The organism is Brevibacillus aydinogluensis, assembly GCF_961514395.1.
Classification (GTDB): domain Bacteria; phylum Bacillota; class Bacilli; order Brevibacillales; family Brevibacillaceae; genus Brevibacillus; species Brevibacillus aydinogluensis.
In genome coordinates, this window is record NZ_OY569118.1 from 112,885 (window position 1) to 128,618 (window position 15,734).

At 55.7% G+C, this 15,734-nt stretch carries 13 protein-coding genes, 1 pseudogene and 1 riboswitch; of the genes and pseudogenes, 13 read left to right on the forward strand and 1 reads right to left on the reverse strand.

Features of this window, described 5'->3' with window-relative positions:
* Positions 1 to 2: 2 nt before the first annotated feature.
* The 7 genes and pseudogenes from Q7F15_RS00535 (at position 3) to Q7F15_RS00565 (ending at position 8,655) form a co-directional block, all read left to right on the forward strand.
* Positions 3 to 440, forward strand: coding sequence for a PTS mannitol transporter subunit IIA (locus Q7F15_RS00535; RefSeq protein WP_171564192.1), 438 nt, complete (start codon positions 3 to 5; stop codon positions 438 to 440).
* 2 nt (positions 441 to 442) lie between these two features.
* The gene (locus tag Q7F15_RS00540) at positions 443 to 1,603 is read left to right on the forward strand and encodes a mannitol-1-phosphate 5-dehydrogenase (RefSeq protein ID WP_171563976.1); all 1,161 of its coding nucleotides are present in this window, start codon (positions 443 to 445) and stop codon (positions 1,601 to 1,603) included.
* Between the two features lie 18 nt (positions 1,604 to 1,621).
* Positions 1,622 to 3,349, forward strand: a complete 1,728-nt coding sequence (gene ptsP, locus Q7F15_RS00545) for a phosphoenolpyruvate--protein phosphotransferase (RefSeq protein ID WP_304414884.1) — start codon at positions 1,622 to 1,624, stop codon at positions 3,347 to 3,349.
* Positions 3,350 to 3,364: 15 nt separating this feature from the next.
* A complete protein-coding gene (locus Q7F15_RS00550; RefSeq protein WP_171563978.1) occupies positions 3,365 to 3,622 on the forward strand; it encodes an HPr family phosphocarrier protein in 258 nt (85 codons plus the stop codon).
* Positions 3,623 to 3,846: 224 nt separating this feature from the next.
* A complete protein-coding gene (locus tag Q7F15_RS00555; RefSeq protein WP_304414885.1) occupies positions 3,847 to 5,250 on the forward strand; it encodes an alanine/glycine:cation symporter family protein in 1,404 nt (467 codons plus the stop codon).
* 231 nt (positions 5,251 to 5,481) lie between these two features.
* A riboswitch (purine riboswitch) is annotated at positions 5,482 to 5,581 on the forward strand.
* A gap of 88 nt (positions 5,582 to 5,669) precedes the next feature.
* Positions 5,670 to 7,102, forward strand: a pseudogene (locus tag Q7F15_RS00560) (NAD(P)/FAD-dependent oxidoreductase).
* 206 nt (positions 7,103 to 7,308) lie between these two features.
* On the forward strand, positions 7,309 to 8,655 hold the full coding sequence (locus tag Q7F15_RS00565) for a sigma-54 interaction domain-containing protein (protein ID WP_304414886.1): 1,347 nt from the start codon (positions 7,309 to 7,311) through the stop codon (positions 8,653 to 8,655).
* A gap of 105 nt (positions 8,656 to 8,760) precedes the next feature.
* Here the strand turns inward: Q7F15_RS00565 and Q7F15_RS00570 are convergent, their stop codons facing one another.
* Complete coding sequence (locus Q7F15_RS00570; protein WP_304414887.1) at positions 8,761 to 9,099, reverse strand: winged helix-turn-helix transcriptional regulator; 339 nt, start codon at positions 9,097 to 9,099, stop codon at positions 8,761 to 8,763.
* A gap of 265 nt (positions 9,100 to 9,364) precedes the next feature.
* On the opposite strand from Q7F15_RS00570, the gene Q7F15_RS00575 reads away from it, so the two are divergent.
* The 6 genes from Q7F15_RS00575 to Q7F15_RS00600 all read left to right on the forward strand — a co-directional run bounded on the left by Q7F15_RS00575 (position 9,365) and on the right by Q7F15_RS00600 (position 15,680).
* Entirely contained in the window at positions 9,365 to 10,591 is a 1,227-nt protein-coding gene (locus tag Q7F15_RS00575) for an MFS transporter (RefSeq protein ID WP_304414888.1), read from the forward strand.
* 34 nt (positions 10,592 to 10,625) lie between these two features.
* Positions 10,626 to 11,594 carry a TIGR03571 family LLM class oxidoreductase gene (locus Q7F15_RS00580; RefSeq protein ID WP_230077857.1) on the forward strand — a complete coding sequence of 323 codons (969 nt, stop codon included), beginning with the start codon at positions 10,626 to 10,628 and terminating at the stop codon, positions 11,592 to 11,594.
* A gap of 12 nt (positions 11,595 to 11,606) precedes the next feature.
* A complete protein-coding gene (locus Q7F15_RS00585; protein ID WP_171563987.1) occupies positions 11,607 to 12,539 on the forward strand; it encodes an aldo/keto reductase in 933 nt (310 codons plus the stop codon).
* 336 nt (positions 12,540 to 12,875) lie between these two features.
* Positions 12,876 to 13,565 carry a CoA transferase subunit A gene (locus Q7F15_RS00590; protein ID WP_304414889.1) on the forward strand — a complete coding sequence of 230 codons (690 nt, stop codon included), beginning with the start codon at positions 12,876 to 12,878 and terminating at the stop codon, positions 13,563 to 13,565.
* 12 nt (positions 13,566 to 13,577) lie between these two features.
* On the forward strand, positions 13,578 to 14,243 hold the full coding sequence (locus Q7F15_RS00595) for a CoA transferase subunit B (protein WP_304415507.1): 666 nt from the start codon (positions 13,578 to 13,580) through the stop codon (positions 14,241 to 14,243).
* A gap of 51 nt (positions 14,244 to 14,294) precedes the next feature.
* Complete coding sequence (locus Q7F15_RS00600) at positions 14,295 to 15,680, forward strand: GntP family permease (protein WP_171563990.1); 1,386 nt, start codon at positions 14,295 to 14,297, stop codon at positions 15,678 to 15,680.
* Positions 15,681 to 15,734 lie beyond the last annotated feature (54 nt).

Below are 15,734 nucleotides of genomic sequence, written 5' to 3' on the forward strand. Positions count from 1 at the left end.
GTATGGCAACCAAAGTAGTATCCAAAGAAAAAATCATGCTGAATGCAAAAGTGGCTGACAAGACGGAAGCCATCCGCCTGGCTGGCGAGCTGCTGGTGAAGGCGGGTCACGTCACGCCGGACTATGTGGACAAGATGCTCGAGCGGGAAGAGATTGTGACCACCTATATCGGAAGCGGCGTGGCCATCCCGCACGGCACCAACGAATCCAAAGAGTCCATTCGCTCGACCGGCATCTCCGTCGTGCAGATTCCGGACGGCGTCGATTTTGGGGAAGGAAACACGGCGTATCTGCTGATCGGGATTGCCGCAGTCGGTGACGAACACCTGGAGCTTCTGTCCAACATCGCGGTAATTTGCTCCGACGAGGCCAATGTCAACCGTGTTGTTCACGCGAAAACGGCAGAAGAGATTATCACGCTGTTTGAAGAGGGGATGTAATCATGCTGGCTGTTCATTTTGGAGCGGGGAACATCGGAAGAGGCTTTATCGGTCAACTGCTGCACCAGGCTGGGTACGAGGTCTGCTTCATTGATGTCAATCAGGAGCTGGTCGATGAGATCAACAGCCGCAAAGCGTACTCGGTGCAACTGGCGATGGAAGGAACACCGGTTTCCGTCGTGGAAGGTGTCCGCGCCATTCACGGCCAGGATACGGAGGCTGTCGCCGAGGCGATCGCAAAGGCCGATCTGGTCACCACGGCTGTGGGGCCCAATGTGCTGCCCCATATCGCTCCTGCCATCGCGGCGGGCATTACCCGGCGGATCGCACAATCCGATCGGCCGCTGAACGTCATCGCGTGCGAAAACATGATCGGCGGCAGTGAGCAGCTGAAAACCCACGTGTTCGCAAAGCTGGATGATATAGCCCGGGAAAAGGCACAGGAGCTGGTCGGCTTCCCCAACGCGGCCGTCGACCGCATCGTGCCGCTGCAAAAACACGAAGACAAGCTGCTGGTGACAGTGGAGCCGTTTTTCGAATGGGCTGTCGATCAATCGCGCATCATCGGGGACATCCCGCAAATCGAAGGTGTCACGTATGTAAATGACTTGACCCCCTACATTGAGAGAAAGTTGTATACTGTAAATACGGGGCATGCAGTAATTGCCTATCTGGGCTTTCAAATGGGGTATGCCGCCATTGATGAAGCGATTCGGGACGACGAGATTCTTCGCGCGACGCGGCAGGCCCTGCAGGAGACAGGAGCGCTTCTGGTCGCCAAACACGGCTTTGACAAGGGTCAGCATGAGGCGTACGTGGAAAAGATTCTTGGCCGTTTTGCCAACCCGTACATCACCGACCAGGTGACGCGCGTGGGACGTTCGCCCATTCGCAAACTGGCGCCGCAAGACCGGCTGGTTGGTCCGGCAATGCAGTGCTTCGATTACGGAATCGTGCCGGAGCACCTGGGGCTGGGGATCGCAGCCGCGCTGCTGTTTGATTTCCGGGAAGATCCCGAGGCGGTCCAATTGACGGAAGAGATCAAGCAGTTCGGACTGGAACACGTTCTCAAGACGTATACCGGCATTCGCGTGAATCACGCCCTCTTTTCCATCGTGATGAACCACGCCCGGGAGTTGCAGGCCAGAAGAAAGACAAACTAAGAGAGGAGGAGAGGGCAAGTGTCCAAAACAATTGTAGGCGTTGCCGCATCGTCCGGTGTGGCGATTGGCAAGGCGTTTGTGCTCACCAATCCCCACCTGCAAATCGAAACGGTCTCGATCGAGGACCCGTCGAGCGAAATCAAACGGTTGACGGATGCTCTGGAACAGGCGAAGGCAGAACTGCAGGAGATCAGCGAGCGCGCAGAAAGGGAAATGGGGCCGGACAAGGCGGCCATTTTCCAAGCCCATCTCCTGGTCCTGGAAGATCCAGAACTGGTGGAGACGGTGAAGGGAAAAATTGCTGCGGAAAAAGTAAATGCGGAGAGCGCGCTGCATGAGACGGCGCAGATGTTCATCGAGCTGTTTGAGCAGATGGACAACGAGTACATGAAAGAGCGGGCGGCGGATATTCGCGACGTGACCAAGCGAGTACTCAGCCATTTGCTGGGCGTGAAGTTTGCGGCGCCGAGCGATCTGGCGGAAGAGGTAATTATCGTGGCGGAGGACCTGACGCCGTCGGATACCGCCCAATTGGATCGCCGCTATGTCAAAGGCTTTGTCACGGACATCGGAGGCCGTACCTCCCACTCCGCCATCATGGCCCGCTCGTTGGAAATCCCTGCGGTGGTAGGGACGAAGGACGTAACCAAGGAAGCAGCAGCCGGGGTGACGATCATTCTGGACGGGCATGAAGGACTTGTCATCATCGACCCCACGCCGGAAGAGATCGAAACATACCGGAAGAAACAGGTTGAGTACGAGCGGCAAAAGAGCGAGCTGGCCAAACTGGTTCATACCGCTACCACCAGCCAGGACGGCGTTCACGTCGAGCTGGCCGCCAACATCGGCAGTGTGCAGGATCTGGCCGGTGCTCTGGAGAACGGAGCGGAAGGCGTCGGGCTGTTCCGCACGGAATTCCTCTACATGGGGCGGGATGATTTCCCGTCGGAGGACGAACAGTTCCAGGCCTACAAGCAGGTGCTGGAGCAAATGGGTGAAAAGCCCGTCGTGATCCGCACCCTTGACATCGGCGGGGACAAGCATTTGTCCTACATGAACCTGCCGCAAGAGATGAACCCGTTCCTGGGATTCCGCGCCATTCGCCTCTGCCTGGAGCAGCAGGACCTGTTCCGGACACAGCTTCGCGCTCTGCTGCGGGCAAGCGCTTACGGCAATCTGAAAATCATGTTCCCGATGATTGCCACCCTGGAAGAGTTCCGGCAGGCCAAAGCGGTGCTGGAAGAAGAGAAACAAGCCCTGCTTGAAAAGGGCATCGCTGTATCGGAACAGCTGGAAGTGGGCATCATGATCGAGATTCCGGCGGCAGCGATGATCGCCGATCTGTTTGCCAAGGAAGTGGACTTTTTCAGCATCGGCACCAACGATCTGATTCAGTACACGATGGCGGCCGACCGGATGAACGAGCGCGTCTCCTACCTGTACCAGCCCTATCATCCCGCTGTGCTGCGCCTGATCCACCGCGTCATCCAGGCAGCTCATGCGGAAGGCAAGTGGGTCGGCATGTGCGGCGAAATGGCCGGCGATCCAGTGGCCATCCCGATTCTGCTGGGCATGGGACTGGACGAGTTCAGCATGAGCGCCGGCAGCATCCTGCCCGCACGCTATCAGATCAGCCGCTTGTCCAAGGAGGCAGCGGCGGCTTACACGGACACCATCTTGTCGATGAGCACGTCGCAAGAAGTGGAAGCATTTGTTCGCAAAACCTTTGCAGGAAACAGCATGTAAGGAAGGTGTACATTCATGATCGAAAAGAAAGTGGTCGTCGAGCTGCCGCACGGTCTGCACGCGAGACCGGCAGCCAATTTTGTGCGTCTGGCATCGTCCTTTGCCAGTGAGATCAAGATTGTCAAAAACGAAAAAACAGCCAACGGAAAAAGCATCATGGGCATTATGTCCATGGCGGTCGCCAAAGGCGAGGAAATTACGCTGATTGCCGACGGTGCCGACGAAGCGGAAGCTATCGCTGCTCTGGAGAAGGCGCTGAAGGAGGAGGCGTAACGGCACCTGCCGGTATGCGCAGCGAACACTCTGTCCGGTGAGGACAGGGTGTTCTTTTGTTGTCGTGATGGGGGTAATTTCCTCGCAGCGACATATATGTTGGCAGGGTTTCTTTTTGAAAGTTTTGTGATAAACTATCTTTTGTATTAACTTTTGATATATTCATATATTCAGGCTGTGGGGTGATTGGTCTAGTGTCGTTCCTTTTTGAATTATCAGAAAAAATGATTGCGGTAACAAACGATTTGCTCTGGTCCAAGATTTTGATCGCCTTGTTGATTGTGGTAGGCATCTATTTTACTTTACGTACAAAGTTTGTACAGTTCCGATTGGCGGGCGAAATGTTCCGTCTCCTCGGAGAAGGCGCAACGGACAAGAAAAAGGGGAGCATCTCGTCCTTTCAAGCATTCTGTATCAGCACCGCATCCCGGGTCGGGACCGGGAATCTCGCTGGTGTGGCCATGGCGATTTCCGTCGGCGGCCCCGGTGCGGTGTTCTGGATGTGGCTGATCGCCCTGATCGGTTCGGCGTCCGCCTTTGTGGAAAGCACGTTGGCGCAAATTTATAAAGTGAAAGATAAAGGCGGCTTCCGCGGCGGCCCTGCCTACTACATGGAAAAAGGGCTGAAAAAGCGCTGGATGGGCATTCTGTTCGCCATACTGATCACGTTCTGCTTTGGTCTCGTCTTCAATGCCGTGCAGGCCAACACGATTTCGCAGGCGTTTCAGACGGCGTATGGCGTTCCTCCTGTCGTGATGGGGCTGATTCTGGCGGCCATTACGGGCTTCATCGTCTTTGGCGGTGTCAAGCGTGTGGCAAAAGTCGCCGAATTCCTCGTCCCGTTCATGGCGGGCGCGTACGTCCTGGTGGCGCTGTACGTGGTCGTGACCAACATCACCCAACTGCCGGGCGTTCTGCTCCTGATCGTCAAATCTGCGTTCGGCCTGGAACAGGTTGCCGGCGGCGGAATGGGCGCTGCGCTGATGCAGGGAATCAAGCGCGGTCTCTTCTCCAATGAGGCGGGGATGGGGAGCGCGGCCAATGCTGCGGCCACCGCTGATGTGACCCACCCGGCCAAACAAGGGCTGATTCAAGCGCTGGGCGTGTTTGTCGACACGCTGGTGGTTTGCAGCGCGACGGCGTTTATCGTGCTTCTGTCCGGCATGTACACGACAGAGGGGCTGGACGGCATCGCTCTGACGCAAGCGGCGCTCAGTACGCATGTGGGCGCATGGGCGAGTGTGTTTGTCGCTTTAATCGTATTCCTGTTTGCCTTCAGTTCGGTCATCGGCAACTACTATTACGGGGAGACCAACATCGAGTTCATCAAGACCGACAAAACCTGGTTGACACTCTACCGCCTGGCTGTGGTCGGCATGGTGATGTTTGGGGCCGTGGCGAAAATCAGCATCGTCTGGGATCTGGCCGACCTGTTTATGGCGTTCATGGCGCTGTTGAATCTCGTTGCGATCGCGTTGTTGGGAAAAGTCGCGTTCGCCGCATTGAACGATTATACGAAACAATTGAAGTCCGGTCAAAACCCGGTTTTCCGTGCCAGCAACATTCCTGGGCTGTCTGAGGTGGAATGCTGGCAGGAAGACAAGGCAAAGAACACGATGGCGTCGTAACAGCCGGATAAGTGAAAGGAAAAAGCGGGAGCAATCCCGCTTTTTTTATACATGCAGCGTCCTATTATACTTGATGAAATGAGCATCTGATAATGTTCGGATTTTGGTTGTCTGACGACTGTGTTTGTACATGTTATTCGCCTGTTTTTCGTGAAACACGAATAAAATTAACCGAAGTGGTTGACATGATTAACATCGTGCGTTATTATGCAAAGTGTTGTCAAACCGCATACGCATACATTTCGCACGATTCGTATATCCTCAATAATAGGGTTTGGGGGTCTCTACAAGGAACCGTAAATTCCTGGCTACGAATGGGTGTCATTGACATACCCGTTCGTCGGTCAGGATTTTTTTGTGCAGCGGTTCTGCGAACGGGATTCTTCAAGGGATTGTCCGATACGGAGGAGGTTGCGATCATGAACAAATACGATGTCATCATCGTAGGGGCGGGCCCTGCGGGAATTTTCGCCAGCTATGAGTTCACACTGAAGGCGCCGGGCGCCAAAGTGCTGTTGATTGATAAAGGGCACGACATCTACTCCAGGCGTTGCCCGATCCTGGAGGAAAAGATCAAGCTGTGTCCGCCGCCGGCCGGCAAAAGGAGTACGCCGGCTGTCTGCCCGCCTGCTCCATTACCAGCGGATTTGGCGGAGCGGGTGCATACAGCGACGGGAAATTCAACATTACCACCGAGTTTGGCGGCTGGATGACCGATTACCTCAGTCCGTCCCAGGTGCTGGAACTGATCAAGTACGTGGACCAGATCAACCTGAAGCACGGGGCGACGACGACGATCACCGACCCGACCACGGAGACGATCAAGAGCATCGAGCAGCGCGCGTACGCTGCCGGGTTGAAACTGCTGCGTGCGCAGGTGCGCCATCTGGGCACGGAACAAAACCTGCAGATTCTGCAGTCCATCTACGAGTACCTGAACGAGCGAATCGACATGATGTTCAAGACGGAAGTAGAGGATATCCTGACGGTGAAGGAAGAGGACGGGTATCGCGTCACCGGCGTGGTATTGAAGAACGGGGACGAGTATCACAGCGACCACGTGATCATCGGACCGGGGCGGGACGGTTCCGCCTGGCTGACCAGCATCCTGAAAAAACGCCGCCTGAAAATGTACAACAACCAGGTGGACGTGGGCGTGCGCGTTGAGACGTCCGATGTGGTGATGCGGGAGATCAACGAGCATCTGTACGAGGGAAAATTCATCTTCAACACGTCGGTGGGGACGCGGGTCCGCACGTTTTGCAGCAACCCGTCCGGCCACGTGGTGGTGGAAAACCACAGCGGGGTGATGGCGGCCAACGGCCACTCCTACAAGGATCCGGCGCTCGGCTCCAACAACACCAACTTTGCGCTGCTGGTGTCCCACAAGTTTACCGAGCCGTTTGACAAACCGAACGAGTACGCCCGCGAAATCTGCAAACGGGCCAACGATCTGTCCAACGGCGGCGTCATCGTGCAAAAGTACGGGGACATCCTGCGCGGCAGACGCTCCACGGAAACGCGCATCAAGGAAGGTTTTCTGGAGCCGACCTTGAAAGAGGCGGTGCCGGGCGACCTCGGTCTGGTCCTGCCGTACAACACGATGAAAAGCCTGATCGAAATGGTGGAAGCACTGGACAAGGTAACGCCGGGGATCGCGTCGGAACACACGCTGTTCTACGGGGTGGAGGCGAAGTTTTACTCGGCCCGTCCCAAGCTGACGGTCGAATTTGAGACGGAAATCAAGGGGCTGTTCTGCGGCGGCGACGGCGCGGGCATCACCCGCGGATTGGCCCAGGCCGGTGCGGCCGGCGTGTGGATGGCCCGCAATATCATAAAGCGGCTGTCGTAATCCGTCTGCTGCCTGAGCATCGCAGCGCATTGAGCCTGCCTCGACAAAAACGAGGCAGGCTCTGTTCATTGGGGCCCCGATCAACAGCGGCCGGGGTTTCTCAGAAAAAGGAGTACCTACCTTGCCGTTACCTGCTTTATAATGGCTGGTAGTACACACGTATCGGGAGAAGGGAGGGCTCTTTTACGGAACAGAATCCCTCAACCATGGGCGAACTGCTGGAAGCTGTTTTCGAGAATGCATATGAAGCCATAGTTGTGACGGATCCAGACGGGAAGATCCTTCTCATGAACCGAAGTTATCGTGAGTTTTTGGGCGTGGACAACGTGGTCGGCCGCCACGTCACCGAGGTGATCGAGAACACGCGGATGCACATCGTGGCGCAGCAGGGCAAGCCTGAAATTGCGGAAATTCATCGAATAAAAGGACAAAACATGATTGCCACCCGCATTCCGATCATGAAGGACGGGAAGGTCATCGCCGCGCTGGGCACCGTGATGTTTCAGGACGTGCAGGAATTGTCGGGATTGGCGGCGGTGGTGGATCATCTGCGGGACGAGCTGAGCTACTACAAACGGGAGCTGCAGCGGCGGCTGGGGGCGATTTACCACTTTGACGAGATCGTGGAGCGCAGCCCCCGGATGAAAGAGCTGAAAGCTTTTTGCCAGAAGGTGGCGAAGAGCGATTCCACCGTGTTGATCACCGGGGAGAGCGGAACGGGGAAAGAGCTGTTTGCCCACGCCATTCACGCGGGGAGCCGGCGGAAAATGGGGCCGTTTATCCGGGTCAACTGCGCCGCAATTCCCGATACGCTGCTGGAGTCCGAACTGTTTGGATACGAAGAGGGCGCGTTCACCGGGGCGGCGCGCAAAGGGAAAAAAGGAAAGTTTGAATTGGCCAACCACGGCACGATTTTGCTGGACGAGATTGGCGACATGCCGCTGCCGCTGCAGGCAAAATTGCTGCGTGTGCTCCAGGAAAAAGAAGTGGAGCGGGTAGGCGGGGTCCGGCCGATTCCCATCGATGTGCGGGTAATCGCCTGCACCAATCAGGATTTGCCCAGCCGCATTCGCGAGGGGGCATTCCGGGTGGACCTGTACTATCGGCTAAACGTGGTGTCCCTGAACATTCCGCCGCTGCGGGAACGGCTGGAGGATCTGCCGGAGCTCGTTTCCACCCTGCTCAAGCAGATCGTCGAGACAACCGGCGTCCACGTGCGGGAGATTGACGATGCGGTGTGGGACGTGCTGCGCAGCCACTCCTGGCCGGGAAACGTGCGGGAACTGCGCAATGTCCTGGAGCGGGCGGTCCATCTGATGGATGGGGACGTGCTGAAAAAGGAGCACATCTGGCTGCCCGGATCGGGAAAGCCTCTCCCTGTTTCACCGGTTCGTCCCTTGAAGGAGACGTTAATCGCGGCGGAAAGGGAGGCGATCATGCGGGCGATGGAGGCGGCTTCCGGAAACAAGCTGGAAGCAGCGAGACTCCTCGGGATCAGCAAGTCCAGCTTCTATCAAAAATGGGAGAAATACAACCGGGACAAATTGGTGTAAGCGGTCCGGACAACGGATACGCACATCTGACGCCCGGCGGAACGATAAGGCAAATTAAAAAGCAGAGGTCGGGAACGCCTGTTTTCCGACACCTCTGCTTTTTTCTTATTTCTTGATGGCTTGTCCCTTTTTGATGTACTCCTCCCCCCATGTGCACAACTGATCCAGGACAGGCTTCAATGTCCACCCGAATTCATTCAGTTCATAGACCACTTTCGGCGGAACCTGGTTGTACACAATGCGGTTGATGACGCCATCTTCCTCCAGTTCGCGGAGCTGCTGAGTCAGCATTTTTTGCGTGATGGCAGGCATGGCTTTTTTCAGTTCGCTCGTGCGCATCGGCCCATGGGTCAAATGGCAGAGAATCACCGTTTTCCACTTGCCGCCGATGACTTCCAATGTCGCTTCCACCGGAATGTTGTACGTTTTTTCCGCCTTTTTCATGCGCTATCACCTCTCCTTGTATCAGCTCAGTTACAATTTGTTGCTTATATTACTGAAAGGTGCCTATAGCACTAAACAGTAACAATGGCACAAAAAAGTACGTACTTTCTATGCTGTCCTATATGTTACATAATACGATATGTCGTTGTCGATAAGAAATCCTGACAACAGACAGGAGGGATGACTCCGGGTTCACTGTTTGTCAGCGTAATACCTATTTTTCCTATCGACATACAATTATTTCAGTTCAAGGAGGTTGCCATTTATGGCTGTACTCAATCATTCTCACGCCAATGGCAACGGGACAAAGCACCATGGTTTCTTTGCCCTGCTTGCGCTGGCCATCAGCGCCTTTGCCATTGGGACAACAGAATTTATCAGCGTGGGCTTGCTTCCATCCATCTCGGAGGATATGCACGTTTCCGTCACCACCGCTGGGCTCACCGTTTCTCTCTATGCCCTGGGAGTGGCGTTTGGCGCCCCGATATTGACGTCCCTGACCTCAGCGATGTCCAGAAAGACGCTGCTGATGTGGATCATGATTGTATTTGTAATCGGGAACAGTATCGCCGCCACTGCCACGAGCTTTGAGATTCTGCTCCTCGCCCGAGTCATTTGCTCCTTTTCCCACGGGGTGTTTATGTCCATCGGGTCGACGATTGCGGCTGATCTGGTTCCGGAGGATCGGCGGGCGAGCGCCATCGCGTTCATGTTCACCGGACTGACGGTGGCCATGGTGACAGGTGTGCCGTTTGGAACCTTTATCGGGCAAACGTTCGGCTGGCGCTATTCCTTTGCGGGAATTGCCGCGATTGGTCTGCTTGCACTGGTGGCCAACGCCCTTTTGGTTCCGGCTCGTCTCCGTCAGGGTGCACCCACCACATTCGCGGATCAATGGAAACTGATTACAAACGGCCGCTTGCTTCTTGTCTTCATTATTACGGCGCTGGGTTATGGCGGGACGTTTGTCGTCTTTACGTATCTCTCTGTGATTCTGCAGGAGATTACGGGATTTCAAGCCGGCACGGTAAGCATCATCCTGCTTGTCTACGGGGGCGCGATCGCAATCGGCAACATCATAGGCGGCAAAGCATCCAATCGCAATCCCATCCGATCGCTGTTCTACATGTTTATTATCCAGGCGATTGTGCTGCTGCTGCTGCTGTTTACCGCACCGTACATGGGGGTGGGACTTGTCACGATCATTTTGATGGGACTGTTTGCCTTCATGAACGTTCCGGGACTGCAGTTGTACGTGGTCCAGTTGGCTGAGAAGTACGTGCCGTCTGCAGTTGATGTGGCTTCTGCCATTAATATTGCCGCATTCAATGCTGGCATTGCGATCGGGTCTTACCTGGGTGGCATCGTCACCGATTCACTGGGGCTCCTCCATACTTCTTGGGTAGGTGCCTTGATGGTGGCGGGAGCCGTGGTTCTCTCCCGGTGGAGCATGGTTCTGGAGCGAAGCAGCCGCGTTGATTCCATCGCATGAGAAACGTATGAGAAAGGAGGTGGTGCACTTGGGTATGACGGCATTGAAGAAAATGATTCCGTCGCGGCGCATGACATTTGGCGTTGAGCTTCCCCTGGATACCGACTGGTCACCGGCGGGACTCAAACAAGCGGAACAAGAGGGACGTCCCTTCGGTGTTCCGAACATGGAGCGTCATGCGGAGTATGCCCGATTGGTGGATCGGCTTGGCTTTACATCGATGTGGCTGCGGGATGTGCCCATTTTTGATCCCCATCGTTTTGGCGATGCCGCTCAATTGTTTGACCCCTTTGCGTATTTGGGATATCTCGCTGCCATTACGAATGAGGTCATCCTGGCCACGGGGGCGATTGTGCTCCCGCTGCGCCATCCGTATCATGTCGCCAAAGCCGCTGCCACTGTTGACCAGCTGTCCGGAGGGCGTTTCGTGATGGGGATTGCTACCGGAGACCGCCCGGTGGAGTTTCCGCTGTTCGGGGTGGAAGCTGAGCGGAAAGGGGAAATCTTCCGCCAAAGCGTCCGCATGATCAGGCATGCGTGGAACCGGGATCAGATGTTGGTAGACAACGAGCTCGATCTGCTCCCCAAGCCGGTTCAAGCAACGATCCCGCTCGTCATGGCGGGGCGGGGGACGCAAACACTGGACTGGATCGTTCAGCATCTGGATGCGTGGTTCAACTATCCCCGAGGAATCGCAGCGACTGAACAGCAGATGGCCGAGTGGATCAAAGCGCATGAGGACCATGGCATAACAGAGCGGAAACCGTATATTTCCGCGTATCATCTGGATCTCCACGAGGATCCGGACCACCCGGCAGAGCCGTTTAAGTTCGGGGCCACGATTGGCAGAAACGAACTCATTCGCCATTTGCAAAAGCTTGAGGAGATTGGGGTTGCGCACATCGCGTTTCATTTTCGCCACTCGCAGCGCCCGATTCCGGAAGTCCTGCACGAGTTGGCCGAATACGTACTGCCAGCGTTTCAGCAGCAAACAGCAAAATGAGGAGGAAGAATCATGGAAAAAAGACGATTGGGAGACAGTGAACTGTTTACGTCGGTGATTGGATTTGGCGCCTGGGCCGCTGGAAAAACAGGGTGGGGCGATGTTGAGGAACGGTCGATCGTGGAAGCGATCCAGACCGCGTACGATCTGGGCGTGAACTTCTTTGACACGGCACCTTTCTATGGATACGGTGAATCGGAACGCATCCTGGGAAAAACGCTCAAACCGGTGCGCGACAAGGTCATCATCGCCACGAAGTTTGGTCTTGTCTGGGATGACAAGGGCGGTTTGGTGAAGGATGTCAGCCGCAAAAACATCCTGCGCGAGATTGATGAAAGCCTGAAAAACCTGGACACCGACTACATTGACCTGTATCAGGTGCACTGGCCGGATGACAGGACACCGATCCAGGAAACGATGGAAACGCTGAACGAACTGGTCCAAAGCGGCAAAGTACGTTACATCGGCGTATCCAACTTCTCCATGGAACAAATGGAGGAAGCCCGCAAATACGCTCATGTCGTTTCGCTACAGTCCCAATACAACCTGCTCCAGCGCAGCGTGGAGAAAGCCGAGTATCCGTACGTGGAGCGTGTCGGCATGGGATTCATTCCGTACAGCCCCCTGGCGCAAGGGCTGCTGACAGGGAAGTTCACCAAAGAAACGAAGATTTCCGAACAAGATGTACGGCGTCAGTTTAATCCGCTGTTCAAAGACGGTGAATTTGAAGCAAACGTGGAGAAAGTGGAGAAAATGCGCGCCGTCGCAGATCGTTATGGCAAGCCGCTGGCGCAAGTCGCCGTCAACTGGCTGCTGGCTAAGCCGGCTGTAGCCACGGTCATTACCGGTGCCAAAAACAAGGAGCAGGTGATTGAGAACGTGAAAGCGGCAGAATGGAAGCTGCTTCCTGAAGATGTCGAGGCATTGGCTGGCATGACCAAGTAACGATTCGCAAAAAAATAACGAGAACTGCTTGTGCGAAATGGCTTCTGTGTCCTGCAGAAGCCATTTCGTGTAGTCGCAGAAAACGCAGATGTTGATGCCATCACACTTCCGCCGGGATTGCGTTGTATTTTTTCGAAAGGGCGTTTTCCAAAAACATGGACGACACTTTCCGAAATTTCGGAATGATCCCGCCAATACGAGTGTTTCGGTCACGACCGCGGAACACGTAGAATCCTGCTTGCGACAAGTTTTTGCAAAAAGTTCGACAGTTTGGCACAATCCCTGCATTAATGATGAAAGCGATTTCATCCATTTGTCTTGGGAGGAGTGCGAAACGTGAGCGTATGTGAATCGATTGAACAGGCCCTGGCTGGCATCACAGACGGGGCGACCATCATGGTGGGCGGTTTTGGCCTGGTCGGCATCCCGGAACATTTGATCATGGGCCTGTACGAAAAAGGGGTGAAGAATCTCACCGTCATCTCGAACAACTGCGGCGTGGATGACTGGGGTCTGGGGATTCTCCTGCGGAACAGGCAGATCAAAAAAATGATTTCGTCCTATGTGGGAGAAAACAAGGAGTTTGAGCGGCAGTTTTTGTCCGGAGAGCTGGAAGTGGAACTGGTTCCCCAAGGGACGCTGGCGGAGCGAATTCGCGCAGGGGGCGCCGGCATTCCGGCCTTTTACACCCCGGCTGGCGTCGGCACCCCCATCCAGGAGGGCAAGGAAGTCCGCACGTTCAACGGCAAGGAATACGTACTGGAAACGGGGCTTCGGGCCGATTTTGCCCTGGTGAAAGCCTGGAAGGGAGATAAGCTGGGCAATCTCATCTACAACAAGACAGCCCGCAACTTCAATCCGATCATGGCCGCTGCCGGGGCGATCACCATCGCCGAGGTGGAAGAGTTGGTGGACGTGGGCCAACTGGACCCGGACGCCGTTCATACCCCCAGCATTTACGTGCAGCGGATCATTCGCTGTGAGAACTATCAGAAACGCATCGAAAAACGTACGGTGAGAAGCTAGGAGGGAGCTGTCCTGATGTTAACGCGAGAACAGATTGCCAAAAGGGCCGCGCAGGAAATTGAAAACGGTTTCTACGTCAACCTGGGAATCGGGATTCCCACACTGGTCGCCAACTACATTCCGGCGGACAAACAGGTCGTGCTGCAGTCAGAAAACGGGCTGCTCGGAATCGGACCGTATCCGACGGAAGACGAGGTGGACCCGGACTGCATCAACGCCGGCAAGGAGACGATCACGATGATTCCCGGCGCTTGTCTGTTTGACAGCGCGGAATCGTTCGCGATGATTCGCGGCGGCCACATCGACGTCGCCATCCTGGGCGCGATGGAAGTCTCCGAGCGGGGGGACCTGGCCAACTGGATGATCCCGGGCAAGATGGTCAAGGGAATGGGCGGCGCCATGGACCTGGTGCATGGAGCCAAGAAGATCGTCGTGATCATGGAGCATGTAAACAAGTACGGCGAGCCGAAAATCCTGAAAAACTGCCGCCTGCCGCTGACCGGCAAAGAGGTGGTTCACCGCATCATTACGGATCGTGCCGTCCTTGACGTCACGCCGCAGGGGTTGGAACTGGTAGAGGTAGTTGAAGGCTATTCCCCGGCTGATATTCAAGCGCGTACCGAGCCTGAGCTGATTGTCTCCCCCAATCTGCGCGTCCTGTCATCCGCTGCGTTGTAACGTAGCGGACGGGACTCGGCGTTTGGGTGAGGGGCAGGAAAGGAGAATGGTATGGTTATCGAAGTGTTGGCGATTCTCGTCTCGTTGGGACTCTTGATGTTTTTTGCCTACCGCGGCTATCCCGTCATCGTATTTGCGCCGATTTTTACCCTGTTGGCCGCTGTTCTGTCGGGACTTGCGCTGATGCCCAGCTACACGGAGACGTTCATGACCAACGCCGCCAACTATGTAAAATCGTTCTTTCCCGTCTTCCTGTTGGGCGCGATCTTTGGCAAGGTGATGGAAATGAACGGAGCGGCCGCATCCATCGCCCAGTCGATCGTTAAGGCGCTCGGTTCCAATCGGGCGATTCTGGCTGTCGTGCTGGCCTGCAGCATTTTGACCTATGGCGGCGTCTCGCTGTTCGTCGTGGCGTTTGCGGTGTACCCGTTTGCCGCCGCCATTTTTCGCGAGGCCAACATCCCAAAACGGCTGATTCCGGGCGCGATTGCCCTCGGCGCGTTTACCTACACGATGGATGCGCTTCCCGGTACGCCGCAGATTCAGAACATCATCCCCACCAACTATTTTGGGACCGATGCGTACGCCGCTCCGCTGGTCGGGATCATCGGTGCCGTCATGGTCTTTAGCGGCGGCCTCTTCTGGCTGGAGCGCAGGCGCAAACAGGCAGCCGCAGCCGGCGAGGGATACGGAGAAGGCCACATCAACGAACCGGAGCTCAACCGGGAGCAAACCTACATGAACATTTGGCTGGCCGTGCTCCCGTTGGTGCTGGTCCTGGTGTCCAACTACCTGTTCAGCAGAGGGTTTCTGAGCGTGGAGACGTGGTACGACCCGCAGCTTTTGAAGGACAACTACAACATTGACAAGGTGAAGAACGTCGCCTCCTCCTGGGCGCTGATCATCGCCTTGAGCATCGGCATCCTGGCTGCGGTGCTGATCAATCTGAACCAGGTGAAAACCAAGCTCGCCTCCGGTTTGACCACCGCCGCGATGGGGGCTCTGCTGGCCATTTTCAACACGGCGTCCGAGGTGGGATTCGGCAACGTGGTTAAAACGCTGCCCGGTTTCAAGCTGATTCAAGAATGGATTCTCGGGGTCAGCAGCCATCCACTGGTTTCCGAAGCCGTGGCCGTCAACGTGCTCGCGGGGATTACCGGATCGGCGTCTGGCGGCATGTCCATTGCGCTGGAAGTGATGGGAAAACAGTACCTGGAGCTGGCGCAGGCGGCCGGCATCAGTCCGGAGCTTCTGCACCGGATCGCCTCGATGGCTTCCGGCGGGATGGATACCTTGCCGCATAACGGAGCCGTCATTACCCTGCTGGCAATCACGGGGCTGACGCACCGCCAGTCCTACAAGGACATTTTTGCGATCACTGTGTTGAAGACGCTGACTGTCTTTATTCTGGCAATCGCCGCTTCGCTTTTCGTCTAGGTCCATCCTGCAACCGGGGCGAAGTCGTTTTGGGTACCAATTGGTAAGAAGGAG